The sequence below is a fragment of the Pseudoalteromonas sp. OOF1S-7 genome (genome assembly GCF_022347765.1).
GTDB lineage: Bacteria > Pseudomonadota > Gammaproteobacteria > Enterobacterales > Alteromonadaceae > Pseudoalteromonas.
On sequence record NZ_JAKRFZ010000011.1, the window covers coordinates 94,211 to 115,000 of the forward strand.

Below are 20,790 nucleotides of genomic sequence, written 5' to 3' on the forward strand. Positions count from 1 at the left end.
CACAGGGTGTTTTTTAATGGTGTGTTACTGATGTCAGCTTGGTCAAACGCCCTAACAAGCAGGCCATTGACTGATAAAAACGGTTAAAATAGCTGTTACTCTAACACTATAGTCTATGCCACACAGTTTTCACGGCACCCGTACAGACATTTCAGCTTTGACCAGCACCATAAAGCCTGGTCAGTTTAACGGCTACCGCCCCCGTTTATCCGGGGCCTGCAAATTGCACTCGGCAAACTGATAGGCAGCCTGACTATCGAGTGGCCGGGCGTATAAGTATCCCTGTGCCACATCACATTTCATCGCACTTAACTCAGATAACTGAGACGCCATCTCCACGCCCTCTGCAATCAGCCTGAGATCCAGCGCCTGCGCCAGCAAAACGATGGTTTGTACAATGCCATGACTCTGCTCGTCACTGTCCATATCTTTAATAAAAGACTGATCGATCTTGAGCACATCAAGTGGAAACGACTTCAGATAAGACAGGCTGGAATAACCCGTACCAAAATCGTCAATGGCAATGCTGACTCCCATCTCGGACAGCTCCAGGAGCGTCCGCCGGGTTTGCTCATAGTCATCGATCAGCGCGCTTTCTGTGACTTCGAGTTCCAGCATTCTGCTGCGGATCTGGCTCGACTCCAGGCTCTGTACAACATGGTCAATAAATTGCCGGTGACGGATCTGCTGCGCAGAAACATTAACACTCACTTTGAGGTCGTTGCTCAGTGCCATCAGCTGGCTGGCAAACTCACAGCTCTTTTGCAATACCTGGTGGCCCAGTGTGTCAATCAGGCCGATTTCCTCAGCAAGCGGGATAAAGTCCAGCGGCGAAACCCAACCTCCGTGGTTATCCTTCAGCCTGGCCAGCGCCTCAAAGCCACACACTTGTCCCGATGCAATCTCTATCTGGGGCTGAAACAGCACGATTAATCCGTCTTTTTCCAGGGCTTCACGAAGCAACTGTTCCAGCTCATGACGTTTCATCAGCTCGGCTTCCAGCTCCTGCGAAAAAAAGCACACGGTATTACGCCCCTGATTCTTTGCCCGATACATGGCCACATCGGCGTGGCGCATCATCACTTCTTCCTGATCCGCATCCAGCTCCGTCATACTTACGCCAATACTGACCGAAATCTGGTATTCCTTTTGTTCCAGTGTAAAAGGGTCTTTAAAGCTGGCAATCACATTGTTGGCGACCACAGCCACATAATTGACAGAGCGCACTTCTTCTAACACCAGCACAAACTCATCGCCGCCAACGCGCGCAAGTGTCGCGCTAGGGTCAATCACTGATTCCAGCCGCTTCGCTACTTTCTTGATAAGTTCATCACCCAGAAAGTGCCCCAACGCGTCGTTAATGTATTTAAAATGGTCAAGATCAATCAGCAGCAACGCAGTGTAGGTATCCGACGCCTTTGAACAGGCAATGGCATGCTGTAACCGGTCATGCAGCAAGATACGATTGGGTAAGCCCGTCAGTTGGTCATTATTAGCCAGAAAATTCATTTTAACCGCCATTGCAACCGACTCGCTGACATCATGAAACACCATAATAGCTCCGATGATGGTATTGTCTTCATCGCGAATGGGCGCGGCGGAATCCTCAACCCGATAAACCTGCCCCTCCCGACTGTGCAACTGGCAGTTCAGTGCCATTGCCACATTGCGCTGTTCTTTGAGTGCCATGGTGGCCGGGTTAAAGGAGCGGCTTTGTGACGATGCGTCACGCAAATCAAGAATGTCTTCAATATGCTTGCCCATCGCATAGCCTGTGGCGAATCCACTGAGGCGCTCAGCTATGGGGTTCATATAAGTGATCAGGCCTTGTGTGTCTGTGGCTATCACCGCATCGCCAATGGAGTTGAGGGTCACTTTAAGACGTTGCTTTTCCTGATACAGTGCTTGCGTAGTGCGCTCCAGGTTTTGCTGATACGCCAGCATGGCCAGCTGATTATAGACCCGCATCCGGCAGGTTCTCAGGTCCAAGGGTTTCGGGATATAATCGGCCCCCCCTTCGGTCAGCGACTTATATTCAATGTCGGGGTCACGGCTGGCGGTAATAAAAATAATGATATAGTGGGCTGTTTCCGGATCACTTTTGAGCATACGGCAAATATCTACGCCATTATACTCCCCCATATCGATATCCAGCAGGATCACATGCGGTTTAACCTCCTTAACTAATGTCAGCGCATAGCTGGCTTCAGAGGTTGAGAACACTTCCCCGAGGTCAATGACAGCTTTTTTGATAATTAAAATGCTACTGGGGTCATCATCCACTATCAGTATTCTGGGGTTATCGGGTAAATTCAGTTTCACAGGCAAGTCATCTGTCTTTCCTTTATCTACAGAGCATAGACCAAGCCACACAGTTTAAAACTCAACGCATGAAATACTCTGATTTTTTATGCCAAATCCCTTAATGTAAAATAATAATTACCCCGCCAGCTGAGTACTGCTCACAGTGAATGCTTCCATATTTTGTTGCAACTGCGCCAGCGTCATGGCCAGTGGTTGGGCGGGCGGGTTCAGGCCTACCCAGGCATCACGCCCCCCATGCTTAGCCTGATACAGGCAGTTATCCGCAAGCTCCAACACCTGCTCCCAATCCAGTGACTGACCATTCCCCAGGCGCAGTGGGTATGGCGCAAACCCAATTGAACAGGTACACATGAGTGGCTGTGGTGCTGACCCAAATAAGGCTTGTGCGACAACATGGCGGATCCGCTCAATCAATTGCTGCGCTTGTGGCGTTTCAGTATTTGGCATAATCAACAGAAACTCTTCTCCTCCCCAGCGGATCAGAACATCCTGCTCACGAAGCTCAAGCTTCACTAACTGAGCAAACTGTTTCAGTACCTGATCGCCCACCGCATGGCCATGACCATCATTGATCTGTTTAAAGTAATCTATGTCAATCAGACAAAAAATCGTGCTCTGCGACGCATTATGGGCCTGTGCCAACAGTTTATCGGCCTCGCTGAAAAAGTAATGTCGATTATGCAAACCGGTCAGACTGTCGGAGTAGCTGAGCGCCTGTAATTGGCGGTTGCGCTCGTCCAGCTCTGCCGTTCTTTGTTTTACCTCTTCTTCGAGTAAAGAGAGATAACGCTTGTTTTGCCATCGCCAGTACAAAAAACCCAATAACGCCAAAGCCAAAATTAGCAATAATGCGCCGCGCTGCTGCGCCAGGCGGGTGTTTTCCAGAATTTGTTGGTGGCGAAAGATCTCCTGTGCCTGTAAGGCGTTGTCTTTTTCCAGCAAGCTTAGCTGCTGTTTTTGTGTTGCCAGCGCGTACTGCGATTCCAGTTGCAGCAACTTGTTATTACGCTTTTGAAAATTAAGGGCATCTTTAGTCAGGGCATATCGTTTCAAGTACACATGCGCCTGTTGGTAGTCCCCCTGTTGTACATAGGCATTAGACATTACAAATTGCAGGTCTGCCTGCTCTTCTAAAAACCGGGTTGCGAAGGTTTCCATGAGCGCCGGCATGGCCGTATCCAGGGTTTGCTGAAAATCGCCCGACTGTAACCAGGCCATAGATTGCAGCAGCTTAAAGCGAAGCCTCATTCTTTGATTACGGATCAGAGTGCGACTTTGCGCAACCTGATTCAGGATTGGTTGCGCCTGCTGATAGCGGCCAAGCTTGAGCAGCGCCCAGGCCCGCACCAGCAAAAGTGTATCGAGCAATTCAGGCGCTCCGGTCACGACCAGGTCATCCGTTTTTAACGCCGCCACTGCCTGGTGATAACTACCTAGTAATACATACAAGTAACCTTGCCACAATCTGTGCTCAAGCAGCAATCGCTGAGTCACATAAGGCGATTTCTGGGCGTTATTGCGTAACTGGGTGATCAGCTGATGTACGTCATCGAGTGAGCGCTGTGCGTAGTTATAGCGCTCAAGATCCATTTCCAGTCTGGCGATGGCCAGTCGACTTTGTGCCATCAGGGCCAGGTCTTTTCGCTTAATGGCCAACTGCAGGGCATCGTTATGTAACACCAGACTTTGTTGATAGTCCCCATATTGTTGGCGGATCTGCCCTTCCAGCAATAAAGATTGAGCAACAATTTCCAGCGCATCAACTGCCTGAGCGTCGCGTCGCAACGCTCTTAATTCGGGTAACAGTGAGAGGTCAAAATCACTTTTAAGCGTTTCATTTAATTCGCTCAGCGACTTTTCAAGTGCACTGGGTGAAACCAGTTCTGTTGCGAAGGTAGATACACTGAATACAATGCACAACAGCCAGCCTATCAATGTACCTGGTCGAGTCATGGTCTGGACTCCTGCGGCAACATCGCACGATTAATGACAGTCCAGTCCCGCACCTTACGATTAATAAACCCGGACTCCGTCAGCGCTTTACGGATCATGCCCCGACGTCTGAGCTCTTTCAGACCACGGTTCAGTGCAGCAAATATCTGTGCCCCTTCCGGGTGGCGCTTACTGACTATAAAGTGGCGTGAATCGGGTAATACCATTTTTACCCCTTCGATAGGCACATAATCGCGCCCCTCAAACACCAGCTGCAAAGACTCACTGACACTGAAATTCACCAGCATGCCATCAACAATGTCGGTTTCTACCATATTCAGCATGCTTTCCCATGGGCCAATAAAGCTCACCAGGTTCATTTTGCTATTCGTCAGGGCGTGCCAGTCTACCCGCCAGCGTGGGTTGGCCACCAGCGTCAGTTGTTCCAGTCCGTCTTGCGTGGTTTGCTGCAGTGCCTGATTTCGCTTGGCGACGTAAATGCCGGCTTCATACTCACCGAACTTCACAACCGGATCACTGACATACACGGAACCACGATAATTGATAACATCTTCGTGCCAAACGGTGCGTGCTAAAATCAGGCTTTCGCCGGCTATCATATCGGTGAATTCGAGAATGTTGACTGAGGGCTTCGGATTGAACACAACCTCCCGGGTTTCTCCGCCAAGAAACAGTGCCTGCTGTAACAACACCATTTCAATGATTTCAATATGGGAACCCTGCGTGGTTGGCCGAAAGTCGGTCACATCAAGCACCGAGCGGCCTTGTAAAAATGCCTGATAGCGCTGAGAAAAGTTCTCGCTGCTGATGATATCAACAATCAAAGGGTTGTGGGCTTTGGCACATTGCGACACAACAAGCAATAACATCACCAAAAACTTCATTTGCCTCCCCAGCACACAGATCAACCAAAGCATTCTCTAGTATACAGGAAGGAGTGAGCATATGTTAACCTGACAATAACAAAAAATAAGTACAACGCCGTAAAAATATGACGCAGATCTCGATTTTCAAAACAATAATAAAGAGTTACATGAGATGAAATAAGTAATGCAAGCGTTTAGGTCGGATGTCGCGGTGCGCAAAAAGAGCAGGTATTACACTGAAGGAAGTAAATTTTATAAAAGAGCAGGATTTGAAGCGAGTCAGTAAAACTTGAGACTGCTGGCTCGCATTCAGTTTCAAATCCGGCTGTCAGGGGGATGATGCGTAGTTTTTGGCGTGCTCAATGCGCTGCTGCACACTGGGGTGAGTAGAAAGGTACTTCAACCAGCTTTGCGCCTGCTCTTCATCAAGCAACGCCAATGACTCCAGTGCCTGCGCAAAATCTTCACCACTATACCCCAGGCGTTCTAGTTGCTGCAGGGCATAATTGTCGGCTTCCCATTCCATATTTTGTGAGAACTGCAAGTCCATCAGTGCACTACCCGAGCCCAGTACCACCTCAGCAACGATATCCATATCACCCACCAGCATTGCAATGGCAATACTGGCAACCGCGGCCTGGGATGCCAGTCGGACGCTATGCATACGCTCTACATGACCGATTTCGTGCAATAAAATCGCTCTGAGCGCACCCGGGTGTTCCGTCAGGCGCAATGCTAACTCGTCGGTGACCACCACCTGACCGTGGGGCAGCGCGAATGCGTTGGCGCCAAAATGGTCTGAGCGATACAGATCAATACGGTACTTATCGGTGGACAGACCAAGCTGCGACAACGTTTCGTGCCACAAATCCCGGACAGCCTGCTGCTGATCACCCGACAACTCACTGGGCGACAGCACAGTCTGCTCGATGAGCACCATAGACTGCTGTCCCATTTGCTCCACCACCGCTTCGGGCATCGCTTGTACGGCCGTCACCGCGATTGTCGGCACCAGTTTAAAAAGCAGCACATAGAGCAAGACAGGCGTGGCGACCAGCGCGCATACAATCAGCGCCAGGTTGCTCTCAAGGCGTGCCAGCAGCGCACTGTTTCGTCGCTGAAATGGCCAGCGATAGCGCGTGTCGAGCGGCACGAAGCGAGCGCCGTCTGCGAAGATCAGTTCACTGGCCTGCCCGGGTAAATGGGCCGATACACTGAGCGCTTCCGGTGTTGTTTCGTACACACATTCGTCGCCTGCATAGATGGCAACGCGACTGTCGCTCAGCCGGGCAGTACTTTCCTGCACCCGGCTGCTATTTGGCTGATAAAAGTATCCGCGGATCATCAGGTCAACGAGATATCAACGTCAAACACATTGGCAGCTTCTTCAGCAAAGGACGAGTCAGCTTGCTGCGCAGTGTCGAGCACCTGATCTGCCCCTGGTAACACTACCACCTGCGTTGCTTCAGCCAGCGCCTGGACTTTGCGCACTTTTGCCCAGGGGAAAGCCAGGCCGGCTGTCAGCACAATCGCAGCGGCATTGGTGGCCAAAATCAGTGCATAGCGCTGCGGCTCCAGGTTCGATTTGAACTCCGCCACATCTTCAATCTGTGCATTGTTGAGGATGTGATTGCGGATCAGCGCCTGGTAGATACCTTGTAGTGCAGAAATCACGAACAAATACAAAGGGAAAATCAACAACATGCCCATGTTGCCCGATGCCAGCTCACCTGGGTTAATGTTGATATCACCTGCCAGACTAAATACGAGAACCAGCAACATCATCACAAGTATGCCCAGTAACATTACCAGTAATGCGGCTGCATAGTATTCTTTGCCCTCCAGCTGCACTTGTACTGGCTTATCACCGTAGCGAATATTACTGTGGATATACGCGTCAATACGCTTCAGCACCCAGGGCATCAACAGATACAAGGTGAAAATACTGAAAAATGGGAGCACGACAAAGTTCACCATTGCTTCACCATAGCGACCTTTAAAGGCAAAGCGAATATTGCGATAGCGGGTCATACGCATACTGAACTTCAGGCCCTGATTGATCATCCAGGGCACCAATAATGCCAAAGCAAATGCCATCAAAGCGCCCACCAGCGGAAAGTAGCTCGACACCACGCTATAGATCACAAATAAGCCCACAGCGAGTAAACGGCCTTTGAGGATCTGCATTGGTGTTGCAAGATAGTCAAAACGGTGTCCGTCAAGCACAGTATGGCCGTAGAAGTATTGTTTATTGCGCACCGTGGCCCATGCAGAGTAAATACCCAGCGTCAACAGCGTGAGCAACATGTTGATAATCCAGATACCGAAGTATTCTTTCCCACTCCCGGTGAATCGCAGTTGAGATGGTGGGGGTTGACTGCCTGACTGCGCAGCTGCAGGCGTAGAAGTCGAGTCCATTGTTGGCTTCCTTTTTCGTTATTTTTCGTTATTTTTCGTTATTTTTCGTTTTCACACTACTGGCATCTTCATGGTGAACTGTCCCCATGAAAACTACGGAAAATTACATTAGAAAAGCCTTGAGCGCAATGCATAAAAGCAAAACGCCGACGTAACCTGTCGGTTACCTCGGCGCTGTGTCTGAGTTGATGGGCTTGCTTTACTTAGCAAGCACGCGTCAACCAATTCAGGAAGTGACGGGCTTCGCTGCCACTTGAAAATTGCGTTTGTTTGCGGCCTGAGCCATCAGCAAAAACGACTTTTGATTTATTGACCGAGATTGAACGTACGGGTTGTTCAACACGGATCTCTGTTCCGTTGTATGTATAAGACATAATAAAACTCACTTTTATAATGCGCAGCCTGGCGGCTATCGCTTTAAACAATAAACGAGCTTTATGACAGTTTGATACCAAAGCCAAAAAAGATCTGAGGTCAATGTTTCAACACCTTTGTGTTGTCCAACTGATGCTCATATCCAGGCTACTGGTATTGGCGATCGCGCATTTTTGCATTCACAACGTCCCCGATCGGGGCACTGCAGCAGTATATCGCCTGACTATAATAAGCTCTACTTTCTTAATTTTTTAATGCGGGCTTACTGGATCAAGGCAAGAGGGCATTACTTCTATGACGCTTTAAATCAGAGGTTATTTAAAGCAAGAGAGAAATAATAACTAAAAAGTTATCCAAACACAAGAAAAAATTACGGTTTCATCACCTGATAATGCCCTCTCGATAATAAAGGGAACTGATCAGAAATTGCGTATATCTCTACCCGATAGCGGCCGACAGGCCAAAGGCGCTTGTGATAACGCACAAAATGCTGGCTATCTGCAGATTTAATCGCTACATTGCGAAACACGACGATTTGATTGTCTTCTTCTCTTATCCACTTCACCAGCACTTTATGACCATAATCGGCACCAGTCTCGAAAATAGCAGTGATATTGCCGGCGTTAGCAGGGAAAATATTCTGCACAGCGTACCCTGAGTCAAATTCTGCCTGAGACGAGAAAAGTATCCTAGAGCTGCCATAATTCAGCTGCTCCGTTTGCGCTTGTAAATCACTGCTGAGCGCGATGTCTGCGAGCCTTTGGGCGGCAGCACGAACATCCGTGATCTGCAGTAAACTGTCATCATCCAGAATACCATGAGACGCCGCAAACTGAACCAGAGTGTCTTCATCTGCAAAGCGGATCGCCGTTTCGACCATAGAGTTGTTGAGGAATTGATTATCAGCGGGCGCGGTCTGGGTCTGTGTGCCTGTTTCTGCTAAGCCTAATGGCCTACCTGGTTCGCACTTCGGGCTGTGGCTCACTTCAGTAGCTAAGTCCACCTGCTCTGTAACGAGTGGCACCACAAAGGTGCCACGCAGAAACCAGCCTGAGATCATACCTACCAAAAAGATCAGTAACATATAACGGATCACAGGCACTCTCCTCTTAATTATTGAAGGCGTTTTTCACCCAGCTATCGCGCTCGGCGATACAGGCAGATGATGTTTCAAAGCTTTTTAAGTAGTGAACACGGTTATCACCACATTCCGTGTTGTGCTGCTTAACAGGTCCATAGCAAACGCCCAGCGCTTTTTTACCATTATCAATATAGCCAACACACAAATTGTGCTGCACGACATTCGTATCCGGCACTATGATTCCGCCGCCATTTTGACCGCTGGAATTCGCCCCGCAGTTCATTTGGTCAACCACATTAAGTGCATATTCAGACGCTTGCTTATAAACATTGTAGGTGTCTTTATATGTGGTTGTGCGGCCGGTTTTAGGATCTGTGCCCGTCTCGCCACTACGGCACGCTTTGACAGCGGCGGTGTAATAAATATCAGCATTTGCTAACTGAGATGACGCCTGCACACCACACGCATTGGCCGCTTCTCTGTCAGCATCAGTAATCAGTTCCTGTAAATTACAGCTATTGCCGCTGCTGCTCAGGCCTGAGCCCGATGAAATATCACCACTCGCTTCCTCTTCACCAACGCCTTCACACCCCGACAATGCGAATAGGCCCATTAGGACTAACGCCACTTTGCTTGCACCAATCACCTTCATATCCCAATTTCCCCCATGAATAAAAGCCGCACAATCTATTGCAACAAACGCAACAGGTCAAGCCCGATTGTAACCAAAAGTAACAAATCAAAAGATTCGGAAGTCTGCTGATATGCAGAGGGTCAACACAATATTTTGAAAGTAAAAGAAAAGGCGCGATTCACGCGCCTGACAGATGAGCTTATGGCTCTCATGTAAGTTGGTTATGATTGTGGCTCGTACCCTAAATTGGGTGACAGCCAGCGCTCGGCATCTGCCAACGTCATATTGCTGCGTTTGGCATAATCTTCAACCTGATCCTGCTGGATGGCTGCCACGGCAAAATATTTGGAATCCGGATGCGAGAAGTACCAGCCAGATACCGCCGCGCCCGGCCACATGGCATAAGAGCTGGTGAGCTTCATACCGATGCGACTTTCTACATCCAGCAACTGCCAGATTTTGTCTTTTTCGGTGTGCTCAGGACACGCCGGATAACCCGGCGCCGGGCGGATCCCCTGATAGTTCTCGCGGATCAGTTCTTCATTGCTAAGCTTTTCATCCTCAGCAAAGCCCCAGTATTGCTTACGCACCTGTTCATGCAGGTATTCTGCAAAGGCCTCGGCCAGACGATCTGCCACGGCTTTCACCATAATTTTGTTGTAATCGTCCTGCTGCTGCTCGAATACCTCAGCCAAATCATCCTCTTCCAGTCCACCGGTGACGGCAAAAGCACCGAAGTAATCCGGCGTGCCTTTGGGTGCGATATAATCGGCCAGGCAATAGTTCGGAAAATCGGTTTTTTCGGTTTGCTGACGCAGCTGACAAGACTTCAGCAGCACTTCACTGCGACGCTCATCGCGATAGATTTCAATGTCATCGCCCACCCGGTTGGCCGGGAACAAACCAATTACGCCCAGCGGTTGTAAACTGCCTTTGGCGCTCAGCTCGTCGAGCATGGCATTGGCATCGGCAAAAAGCTTTTGCGCTTCTTCACCCACCACTTCATCTTCCAGAATACGTGGGTATTTGCCCGCCAGTGTCCAGGTCATGAAAAAGGGTGTCCAGTCTATGTACTCGCGCAAGGTGGCAATACTGACGTCTTTAAACTCGGTAATGCCCAGCTTTTTGGGCACCGGTGGCGTGTAATTGTCCCAGTCGAGCTTAACCGCATTGTCCCGCGCGCGGGCCAAAGTAACGGGCTTAGAGCGGGGCTTTTTACGCGCCTGCTGCTCACGTACCTTAACGTATTCACCGGCCGTTTTTTCCAGAAAGCCCGGCTTTTGTGTGGCACTGAGCAAACTGGAGACCACCCCAACCGCGCGACTGGCGTTGTTAACATACACCACCCCCTTGTCGTATTGCGGTTCAATCTTGACCGCCGTATGCGCCTTTGACGTGGTTGCCCCGCCAATCAGCAGCGGGATCTCAAACCCCCGCCGGGTCATCTCTTTCGCCACGTGTACCATTTCATCCAGCGACGGGGTGATCAGGCCCGACAAACCTATGGCATCAGCATTTTCATCTATCGCAGTCTGCAGGATTTTCTCTGCCGGCACCATTACGCCTAAATCCACAACTTCATAGTTATTACACTGAAGCACCACACCCACAATGTTTTTACCGATGTCGTGCACATCTCCTTTTACCGTCGCCATGATGATTTTACCATTGCTCTGGCCGGCCTGCTTCTCCGCTTCAATGTAAGGATCCAGATAGGCCACCGCCCGTTTCATCACGCGTGCAGATTTAACCACCTGAGGCAGGAACATTTTACCGGCACCAAATAAGTCGCCGACCACGTTCATGCCATCCATCAGCGGGCCTTCGATCACCTCTATGGGCTTGTCGAACTGCTGACGACAGGCTTCTGTGTCCTCTTCAATAAATTCAGTAATGCCTTTAACCAGCGCATGCTCAAGACGTTTGGCCACAGGCCAGCTGCGCCATTCCTGATCTTCGGCTTTCTCAGCCTGCGCCATGCCGGAGTAGTTAGGCGCGATGTCCACCAGACGCTCACCCGCTCCCGGATCAGTATTGAGGATCACATCCTCTACCGCCTTACGCAGTTCATCGGGAATATCATCATATACCGTCAGCTGCCCGGCATTCACAATGCCCATGTCCATACCGGCCTGAATGGCGTGATATAAGAACACCGAGTGAATGGCCTCACGCACCGGATTATTGCCCCGGAACGAGAAAGATACATTCGATACCCCGCCCGACACTTTACAGTGCGGCAGGTTTTGTTTGATGCGTCGGGTACCTTCGATAAACTCAACGGCATAGTTATCGTGCTCTTCGATCCCCGTTGCCACAGCAAAGATATTAGGGTCAAAAATGATGTCCTCAGGCGGGAAACCCAGTTCATCCACCAGAATGCGATAAGAACGCTCACAGATCTCAAACTTCCGGTCGGCGGTTTCGGCCTGGCCCGTTTCGTCGAATGCCATCACCACCACAGCCGCACCAAAGCGCTTAATGATTTTCGCCTGCCGCTCAAATGGCTCGCGACCTTCTTTAAGCGAGATGGAATTGACGATGGCCTTGCCCTGAATACACTTCAGGCCCGCTTCAATCACTTCCCATTTAGAAGAGTCGACCATAATGGGCACACGGGAAATATCCGGCTCAGAGGCAATCAGGTTCAGGAACTTAACCATGGCGGCCTTGGAGTCCAGCATGGCTTCATCCATATTGATGTCGATCACCTGCGCGCCGTTTTCCACCTGGCTGCGTGCTACATCCAGCGCGGCTTCGTAATCTTCTTCCAGGATCAATCGCTTAAAACGCGCCGAGCCGGTTACATTGGTTCTTTCACCGACGTTGGTAAAAATGGCTGTAGATTGCGTCATGTCAGTACTTCCTAATTAAGATTACAGGCTTCAAGGCCCGCAAGGCGCATTCTAACTTCAAGCTCAGGTAAAGTGCGCGGTGCCACCTGCTCCAGCCCTTTAACAAAAGCGCGAATATGTTCCGGCGTTGTACCACAACAACCACCCACAATATTTATAAAGCCTTCCTTACCCCAGTCAATGATTTCCTTCGCCATCTCCGGAGCTTCCAAGTCGTACTCGCCAAACTCATTCGGCAGACCCGCATTAGGGTGCACCGACGTATAGGTTTCACAGACCCGCGATAGCTCTTCAACGTAAGCACGCAACAGATCCGGCCCCAGTGCACAATTGAGCCCAATCGAGATAGGCTTAATATGGCGGATAGAGTTGTAAAAGGCTTCCGTTGTCTGGCCCGACAAGGTACGGCCTGAGGCATCCGTAATGGTGCCGGAGATCATCACCGGCAGGGTTATGCCGGTACGTTCAAAAGCTTCTTCTACCCCATAGGCCGCCGCCTTGGCATTCAGCGTATCGAAGATGGTTTCAATCAGGATCAAATGTGCGCCGCCTTCAATCAGGGCTTCGGTCGACTCAATATACGCAGCCACCAGCTGATCAAACGACACATTGCGATATCCCGGGTCGTTGACATCCGGTGAAATAGAACAGGTTTTTGAGGTTGGCCCCAGAACACCGGCCACATACCTCGGTTTACTGGGATCTTTGGCAGTAACCTCATCACACACAGCCCGAGCCAGACGGGCCGACTCGACGTTGATCTCGCGGCTCAGGCTGGCCATGTCATAATCTTCCATTGAAATGGTAGTGGCATTAAAGGTGTTGGTTTCTATGATGTCCGCACCGGCATCGAGGTATTCACGATGGATCTGGCGGATCACTTCGGGCTGAGTCAAACTGAGCAGGTCGTTATTACCTTTGATAAGGACATGCCAGTCTTTAAAACGCTCGCCCCGGTAATCTTCCTCTTCAAACTTATGTTGCTGGATCATAGTGCCCATGGCGCCGTCGAGGATCAAAATGCGCTGCTGCATGGCCGTTTTCAACGCGTCAGCAATGGCAGAACCATTGATCGCGGTGGTGATTTGTTTATTCGGCATAATTGTTAGTCCTTACATCCTGGCTAACCAGATTAATATCGTACGGTGTGGTCTGGTAAACATAGTAGTTTAACCAGTTGGAGAATAACAAAAAGGCATGGCTTTGCCATGTCTTGGATGGCTTTGCGTTCACATCATCTGCGGGAAAATAATTTTCCGGCTTGGGCGCATCCGGGCCTTTTTCGCAATCGCGAAAATACTCTTTACTGAGGGTATCGGCATCGTATTCAGGGTGCCCGGTTATGTAGACCTGGCTGCCCGAAACATTCTTAATCAGGTAGGCTCCGACCCGCTCTGAGCCCGCCAGTGTCACCAAATCCTCACAGGCATCTATTTTACTGGCCTCAATATGACCATAACGGGAATGCGGTACCAAAAACTCATCATCAAAGCCGCGGGTCAGCGCACCATGCTCAAAATAACACTGATGGCGAAAAACCCCGCACAACTTGTCTTTTTTAAGCGCCCGCTTCAGGCCATGATGATGGAACAGACCGGCATGTGCCGCCCAGCAGGAGAACAAAGTCGAGGTCACATGGTGTTCTGCCCAGTCGAAAAACGCCTGTAACTCTTCCCAGTAAGTCACCTCTTCATACTCAAGGTGAGCAAGTGGTGCTCCGGTGACAATCAATGCATCGTAGTTTTCTTCTCTGACATCCGAAAAATAGCGGTAAAACATGTTCAAATGTTGTTCTGAATTTTCTGAACTGCGGTGGGTGTCCAGGCGCAACAGATCGACGTTCACCTGCAAGGGTGTATTGGCCAGCAGCCGGATAAACTGTACTTCGGTCTCAACCTTATTGGGCATCAAATTAAGTATGGCCAGCCGCATTGGCCGGATCTCCTGCGTGCTGGCACGGCTTTGTGGCATCACAAAGACATTCTCATGGCGCAAATGGCTGATGGCAGGTAAATCGTCGGTTACTGTGATTGGCATAGTATTCCCCTAGGTGGCCGGACCTTGGTAGGCAGATCCGCTTATCAGCAATATTATGAAGCAATGGGAATAAATTTCAACTTCTAGATGTTTAGCCGTCTATATAAAATAATATGGCAATCCTCTAAAATGTCACTTTGAGTAATTGACAGGTGCAGGTCACTGCATCGTTCAGCCCCTAGTTCAAACTTGACTGCAGTGCGATGACTGCTTCAGCTGCGCTGCAACAAAATACCTCTTTATTTTCCTTACCTTATATATGTACAATACGTGAGATCTACATAATAAAAAAAGGAAATTAAAATGAAAAAGCTCATTTTAGGCTGCGCAATGTTAATGGCTGGGCAAGCACAGGCGGCCTGGTTAACTGCCGGTGGCAGCATAGATGCAATTACTGTGTATGCAAATACCAATACCATTTTGGTCACGCTACAAGCTGGTACAAGCAACTTAACTAACAATTGCACAACTAAAACTCCCGTACTGGCTATCAGCTCTAATCTACCCGAAGAAAGACGTAACCGCATGTACTCCATGCTGCTGGCTAAAAAAGCGAGCGGCAAAGCGGTGAGCCTGACTTACGACTCTGCAGCGGCATGTGAACCCTGGGACTCAAACAGCGCGGCTTATTCACGCATCGTTCGCATGTACTAAGTAATAGGCAATTCGCTCAGATAGCCCGATACAGACACCGTCTTTGTCGGGCTAAATAAAGTGGCAGGACACCATTTGCCATGTAACGACGCCAAATGGTGTATTGAAAGGAACAGAGAAAGGACTTTTTCGCATCAGGCCGATGCGATGGTGGGACTAATTAGGTTGTACGGCTTTAATTTGGCTAATATAGCCTGTTGATGACAGCTGATGGGTAACCTCTGTGATAAACCAGGTGCCTTCGAGGTGGTCCACTGATTTATCGACCGTGATTAATGCGCCGGCAACAATGTCTGGATTGCCAGGCACCGTAAGTCGAACCGCCCCGTGTGTGCGTTTCAAACGCGTCAATTGACTGGTGGCAGCAGCCTGCGCACTGGCTTCATCGGGATAAAGGTAAGGTAAAGTGATCACAGGCGCCCCCCTACCCGCCTGAACCACTACCCGCTGCGCCAGTTCTGGGTCGTGGTAATAGCTCTGTACTGCTCCCACTAAGTGATAATGAATACTCTCCCTGGACCAGTGTATAATTTGATGTTTGCCTAGTGTGGCCGAGGTCACGGTTTGCCCGGACAATGACTGCCCAGTTCCCTGAGTTACAAACAGCAGTTTACCCGCCGCCACTTTCATCACGGCATCGTAGCGCTGAGCAAGCCGCGTCAGCAACTGCATGTCACTTTCACTTTGTTCCAGATGAGGCAGGGTGATACTTTGTAACGCCTCACTGACCCCGCTTTGCAGGCCATATTCTGCGGCAATTTGCGCCACCAGGTCACCTAGTGTGACGGGCGTTTCACTCCCTTGCTGCGGCCAGGAACGAAACCTCGGTGATTTAAAGTCGGCATCCCACATAATGCTGTTGCCATACAAAGCCAGTGCTCTGGCAGGTCCTGTGAGTTCATACGCACCCACATCAAATTTCCCCACCGGCGTAAGTGCGGCATGGGTGTCCGGCGTGCCATCTTTATACCCCAATGCGATTTCCAGCACATTACCCGGCTTGGGAAGTTGGATCGGCAGCTCCTCCAGGTTATCAAACCGCACCATACATACATCACTGAGTAAACCCGTTCGCTGCGTTACACTGACCTCAACGATCCGATCTTTAAGACTTTTGGTGACTTCATTGCCATTCGCTCTGATAGAAAAATAGGGTTGTTGATTCATAACTAATCCCAGATATTGATCACATGCTTAGTCTTAGGCTTAGGCAACTCTGGCAAGAAAATTTCAATGCCAGCCGGGTAGATGGCACCCAGCCCCGCCAGTCCCGTATTAGCACCCAACACTTTTTCCACGGTACCGGAACTCTGTCCATAATGACGATAGCAGATCAGATCCAGACAATCGCCATCACGAGTTACATACGTTACACCTTTCATAACACCTCCTTATTCGGGTTCCTTCAGTGCCGCCTGATAACGACTTAATCGCATTGCAAACTGGATCTCCCTGGGAATACCATCGTTGAAAAACAAGGTGCGGGTTTCACTGATACTGCTGATCACCCATTTACCCAGTACCCGACCCACACTGGGATTGGTCTTGCCACTTTCCTCCACATAGCCCAGGGTCAGCGGCTGTCCCTTGGCCGCCTCATCGCGCATATAATCGAGCTGTTTTAAGCCGTTTTCGACGATCTGTGGAAATATGGTGCCTTCCAGATCCAGCGTTTGTTCACCCACCCCGATAAACTGCATCAGCGGGCTGTTTTTATTGGTTGGAGCATCAAGCGACTTCCAGCGATATTGTGTGTCATATTTCAATTTATTGAATGCCGCTGTACTGACCGAGAATTTATAGTCGCCCAGCTGCATCATGTGTCTGGCATGATTGGAATTGCTCATTGTTCACCTGAATTATGAAATGTGGGCTCAAGCCACCTGATTAAAATAACGCGCATTTAAGTCCCGAATGGCTTGTTGCTGCTGCTGTTCGAGAAGCTGCTTAACCTGAATGGCAATGTCCTGAGCCTGTTCGCCATGGCGCGCATTCACTGTGATACTGGCGTTCACCGTGACCTGTGCAGCCTGATATGCGGCGCTGTTGTGCGCCGCAGCAGAGGCAACCTGACTGACGTTCGGCTCAGACGCAACGGATAACACCTCAGGCGCAGTCACCATCTTGCCCTCCTGAGCCTCAACACCAGCTTCTGTGTCCGCTTTGCTCCCACTCAACCAGTTGCTCATCTGCGAGCCAACGGCTGTGTTAGTGATAAATCCAGCCAGCGGGGCTGCCATCTTCAACCAGGGGTGACGACTGCTCTCCATCAACCCACTTATTGCTTTGGCTGAGAACATGCCGCCGAGCGTGCCGCCAATCACACCGGCTTTTTGCGAGCCACTCAATGACTCATCATTAGCGGCCTGCCATACGGTGTGGTAGTTCAGCGCATCACCCACAAAGTTGCCGACTCTGGCCACTTTATGGGCGCGACTCTTATCATTTCCACTGAGTTCAGCCAGCGCAGACGCAGTACCTGCGGCCAAATTAAATGGATTGATAAACTGGTTTTTGATAAAGCCTTCGGCCAGACCCAGCACATTATTACCATCGCCACCTTGTGGTGCCGTGCCGGACACGCCGGCATCATTCGTTGCAATCCGGGGTGTCCCAACATTACCGCTGATATCTGATGTCACCTGAGATTTAGCGGGTTCATCATCCGTAAACCAGCCACCAAGCTTCTCACCCAGCCAGCCGCCAACAGACTCACCGCCCATCGCGCCCAGCGCGCCACCAACCAGACCGCCTATGGCAGTGCCAATACCCGGGATCACTGAACCAATGGCTGCACCAGCTGCGGCGCCTGCCCAGGCACCGCCGGCACCGCCGACGGCACTGCCAACCTGCTGAGTTTTCTGCTCAGCACTGAGGCTGTCATCTGACAGCGTGGTCGCGACGTCAACGGCGCCCATCACGGCACTCAGAGGAGCAGCCAGTTTACCGAACATTTTGACCCCTGGCAGGCGACCAAATAATCCACCTTTTTTCCCGGCAAACTGCCCCAGTTTGCCCGCCCTGGCATCGTTTGCCGCAGCCTGTAGCGAGATCGATTTCGATGTTGCCCCCGGAAGCTGCCTGCCACGGTCGAGTGTGCGGATCGTATTGCCCTGTGGCGCTGGCTTACGCTTATTTTTCCTGCTGGTGCTCTCTTCACGTTCTGGATCAGTCTGGCCCTTGCCTTTTCCTTTATGACGCCCTCGTTTAGAGCCTGATCTAACCTTTGATTTGCCTTTGCTTTTGCGCTTTCCTGACTGCTTTTTCTTTTCTTCAGGCTCGTCTTCCAGGTGCCCGTCAAGGTCATCAAAGACACTGGAGGCTTCGACGTCCCCTTCGGAATCGCCAAATCGCCCTGAACCTGTCAAAAACTCAGATGCAGCGTCGCCCAGAGACGACAAGTCGCCGTTCATCAGCCCTTTAAAATCCAGCTTGCTGAGCGCCCCTTCATGTTGCGTCAACAATGAGGCCGCGCCGTCCATGCCAAACGCATTCAGCAGATCCGGTGCAGCAGACACCAGTGACGACAAGTCGCCATCCAGCACGCCTTTCACGTCAAGCTTTTGGAACACCCCGGCATGTTGTTGCAACAACGCGGCGGCATCATCCATACCAAAGGCGCTCAGCAGCTGAGGGCCCGCTTCAGTCAAAGAAGACAAGTCACCGCTCAGCAGAGCGTCCACATCGAATTTCTGTAGCGCTGGTAAAGCCGACTCAAGCAGGATGCTTGCGTCACCCAGGTCCAGTGCTTTAAGCAAGTCCGGGGCGGCGTCCATCAGGCTGGAGACATCCCCCTGCACTATGTGCTTCAAATCAAGCTTGGCCAGCCCGGGAATGGCGGTTTGTAACCTGTCTGCGGCGTCGTCCAGCTCAAATGCGCGTAATACTTCGGGCGCGGCATCCAGCAGACTGCTGAGATCCCCTTCCATAATCGCCGGGGCATTGAGCTTACTTAGCACCGGCGTGGCCTTTTGCATTGCTGCCGACGCTCCGGGCATGTCCAGCGCATCAAATATGGCCGGAGCAACCTCACCCAGTGAAGCCAGCTCGCCGCGCATCATGCCCTGGATGTCCAGCTTTTGCACAATGCCAGCGTGTTGCTGCAGCAGGGCTGCCGCATCTTCCATCCCCAGTGCATTGAGCAGATCCGGGCCGGCTTCAGCCAGAGAAGTCAGATCACCACTGAGCATTCCATCGACATCAAATTTTTGTAATGCCGGTAGCGCGGCAGCCATCGCCGTGCCCGCATCCCCCAGCTCCAATGCACTCAGCAACTGAGGTGCCACAGTCATCAGAGTGGACACATCGCCCTGTGCTATGCCTTTGAGGTCGAGCTGGGTCAGGCTGGGTATTGCGCCCTGCAATTTGTTGGCAGCCTCTTCCAGTTCAAATGCACGCAGTACCTCAGGCGCAGCGTCCAGTAAACTGCTTAGGTCACCTTTGATGATTGCAGGCGCGTTGAGTTTACTGAGCACTGGCAAGGCTTTTTCCATCGCCTGTAGTGCACCCGGCATATTCAAGGCCTGAAATAGCTGCGGAGCAGCCTGAACCAGGGAATCCAGCTCCCCTGAAGCAATTGCCGGCATATCCAGTTGCGCAAGTGCGGGCAAGGCTTGTGCAACGCTGGCCGATACGCCGTCCAGTTGCAGCGCACTGAGCATGTGCGGCAGCTCTGATGCCAATACCTGTGCATCACCACGCAATGCACCTGATAAGTCTAACTGTGCCAGTGCCGGTAGTTCTGAGGCCAATACCTGGTGCAGCTGAGGCAAGTCGACCGCGTCAATCAACGCGGGTAAAGCCGTTTTTAGCCCACTCAGGTCCCCTTCGAGCAACGACTTGAGATCCAGATTTTGCAATACCGGCACTGCGGATTGAAACGCCGCCACTGCCTGGCCAAGATCCAGTGAGCGCGCCATTTCGGGCACCAAAGTGGTCAGGCTGTCCAGTTCAGCATTCACTGACTGAGACAGCGCAGTCACGGCCGAACCATCCACTGCGCCCTCAGCAGCCGCTGTCGCCAACGCATCACTGCCTGTGCCTGCGGACGTATTGAGTTCAAGCGTCTCCTGACGAAGCCCGGGTGCGTTTACCGGCGCAAAATCTGGTGCCGTTGTGGTTGCAATCTGGCTGACTCCGCCAGGCTGAGATGCTGGTGCATTTTGAGCTGCGAGGCGCGCAATCACAGTGCCAAGGTTATCCAAAGACGCCAGCAAAGCGTCTGACACCTCAGCAGAAGCCGGATTATCGACACTCAGACTGACAGCGCCTGCGCCTGCGCCTGAAGCAGGCTGCGCCGACGGCCCCTGTTGCGCCAGCACGGATTGCAGGCGTTTTTGCAATTCGCCACTTTGAGGGACTAAAAACGTCAGCGCCTGAAGTTGTGCAAGTAATTGTCCGATGGACATGGCACTTGCCTCACTTTGCTGCTGCAAAATACGCAGAGCCTGACCCAGTTTTGCTAGTCGCTGGTCCACGCCATTGCTCTGCGCCAGGCGATATTTAACTTTGTTTTTGGCCCCGCCAGGAGCACGAAGATGTTCGACAGTTCCTTGTTTCATAGATTTACCTGAAAGAGTTAAGTGGTGTTAC

The 20,790-nt window shown here is 51.0% G+C and carries 16 protein-coding genes; 1 reads left to right on the forward strand and 15 read right to left on the reverse strand.

The features are described 5' to 3' along the window. Positions 1 to 192 precede the first annotated feature (192 nt). From MHN33_RS16000 to metA, 11 genes are all read right to left on the reverse strand, one after another. On the reverse strand, positions 193 to 2,322 hold the full coding sequence (locus tag MHN33_RS16000) for an EAL domain-containing protein (protein WP_239399241.1): 2,130 nt from the start codon (positions 2,320 to 2,322) through the stop codon (positions 193 to 195). A gap of 117 nt (positions 2,323 to 2,439) precedes the next feature. Continuing rightward, on the reverse strand, positions 2,440 to 4,278 hold the full coding sequence (locus MHN33_RS16005) for a GGDEF domain-containing protein (protein ID WP_239399243.1): 1,839 nt from the start codon (positions 4,276 to 4,278) through the stop codon (positions 2,440 to 2,442). Continuing rightward, positions 4,275 to 5,162 carry a hypothetical protein gene (locus MHN33_RS16010; RefSeq protein WP_239399245.1) on the reverse strand — a complete coding sequence of 296 codons (888 nt, stop codon included), beginning with the start codon at positions 5,160 to 5,162 and terminating at the stop codon, positions 4,275 to 4,277. The genes MHN33_RS16005 and MHN33_RS16010 overlap by 4 nt, the downstream gene beginning before the upstream one ends. A gap of 310 nt (positions 5,163 to 5,472) precedes the next feature. After that, complete coding sequence (locus MHN33_RS16015; protein WP_239399247.1) at positions 5,473 to 6,489, reverse strand: M48 family metallopeptidase; 1,017 nt, start codon at positions 6,487 to 6,489, stop codon at positions 5,473 to 5,475. Continuing rightward, on the reverse strand, positions 6,489 to 7,562 hold the full coding sequence (locus MHN33_RS16020; RefSeq protein ID WP_239399249.1) for a YjgN family protein: 1,074 nt from the start codon (positions 7,560 to 7,562) through the stop codon (positions 6,489 to 6,491). The genes MHN33_RS16015 and MHN33_RS16020 overlap by 1 nt, the downstream gene beginning before the upstream one ends. Before the next feature lie 203 nt (positions 7,563 to 7,765). Then, positions 7,766 to 7,936 (reverse strand): hypothetical protein, encoded by a 171-nt coding sequence (locus MHN33_RS16025; RefSeq protein ID WP_239399251.1) that lies wholly within the window; start codon positions 7,934 to 7,936, stop codon positions 7,766 to 7,768. 371 nt (positions 7,937 to 8,307) lie between these two features. Continuing rightward, positions 8,308 to 9,033, reverse strand: a complete 726-nt coding sequence (locus MHN33_RS16030) for a hypothetical protein (protein WP_239399253.1) — start codon at positions 9,031 to 9,033, stop codon at positions 8,308 to 8,310. A 13-nt stretch (positions 9,034 to 9,046) separates the two neighbouring features. Continuing rightward, on the reverse strand, positions 9,047 to 9,670 hold the full coding sequence (locus MHN33_RS16035; protein ID WP_239399255.1) for a hypothetical protein: 624 nt from the start codon (positions 9,668 to 9,670) through the stop codon (positions 9,047 to 9,049). A 203-nt stretch (positions 9,671 to 9,873) separates the two neighbouring features. After that, the gene (gene metH, locus MHN33_RS16040; RefSeq protein ID WP_239399257.1) at positions 9,874 to 12,507 is read right to left on the reverse strand and encodes a methionine synthase; all 2,634 of its coding nucleotides are present in this window, start codon (positions 12,505 to 12,507) and stop codon (positions 9,874 to 9,876) included. A gap of 11 nt (positions 12,508 to 12,518) precedes the next feature. Further along, positions 12,519 to 13,541, reverse strand: a complete 1,023-nt coding sequence (locus MHN33_RS16045; protein ID WP_239399393.1) for a homocysteine S-methyltransferase family protein — start codon at positions 13,539 to 13,541, stop codon at positions 12,519 to 12,521. A 55-nt stretch (positions 13,542 to 13,596) separates the two neighbouring features. Next, the gene (gene metA / locus MHN33_RS16050; RefSeq protein ID WP_239399259.1) at positions 13,597 to 14,544 is read right to left on the reverse strand and encodes a homoserine O-succinyltransferase; all 948 of its coding nucleotides are present in this window, start codon (positions 14,542 to 14,544) and stop codon (positions 13,597 to 13,599) included. A 303-nt stretch (positions 14,545 to 14,847) separates the two neighbouring features. On the opposite strand from metA, the gene MHN33_RS16055 reads away from it, so the two are divergent. Further along, positions 14,848 to 15,198, forward strand: a complete 351-nt coding sequence (locus tag MHN33_RS16055; protein WP_239399261.1) for a hypothetical protein — start codon at positions 14,848 to 14,850, stop codon at positions 15,196 to 15,198. A gap of 156 nt (positions 15,199 to 15,354) precedes the next feature. On the opposite strand, the gene MHN33_RS16060 is transcribed toward MHN33_RS16055, so the two are convergent. From MHN33_RS16060 to MHN33_RS16075, 4 genes are read right to left on the reverse strand one after another with little or no spacing between them, the layout of a single operon-like run. Then, complete coding sequence (locus MHN33_RS16060) at positions 15,355 to 16,365, reverse strand: contractile injection system protein, VgrG/Pvc8 family (protein WP_239399263.1); 1,011 nt, start codon at positions 16,363 to 16,365, stop codon at positions 15,355 to 15,357. Positions 16,366 to 16,367: 2 nt separating this feature from the next. Further along, positions 16,368 to 16,580: a tail protein X gene (locus tag MHN33_RS16065; protein WP_239399265.1), complete on the reverse strand. Its 213-nt coding sequence runs from the start codon at positions 16,578 to 16,580 to the stop codon at positions 16,368 to 16,370. Positions 16,581 to 16,589: 9 nt separating this feature from the next. Further along, positions 16,590 to 17,045, reverse strand: coding sequence for a phage tail protein (locus MHN33_RS16070; protein WP_239399267.1), 456 nt, complete (start codon positions 17,043 to 17,045; stop codon positions 16,590 to 16,592). Between the two features lie 27 nt (positions 17,046 to 17,072). Then, a complete protein-coding gene (locus MHN33_RS16075; protein WP_239399269.1) occupies positions 17,073 to 20,759 on the reverse strand; it encodes a hypothetical protein in 3,687 nt (1,228 codons plus the stop codon). Between the last annotated feature and the right edge of the window lie 31 nt (positions 20,760 to 20,790).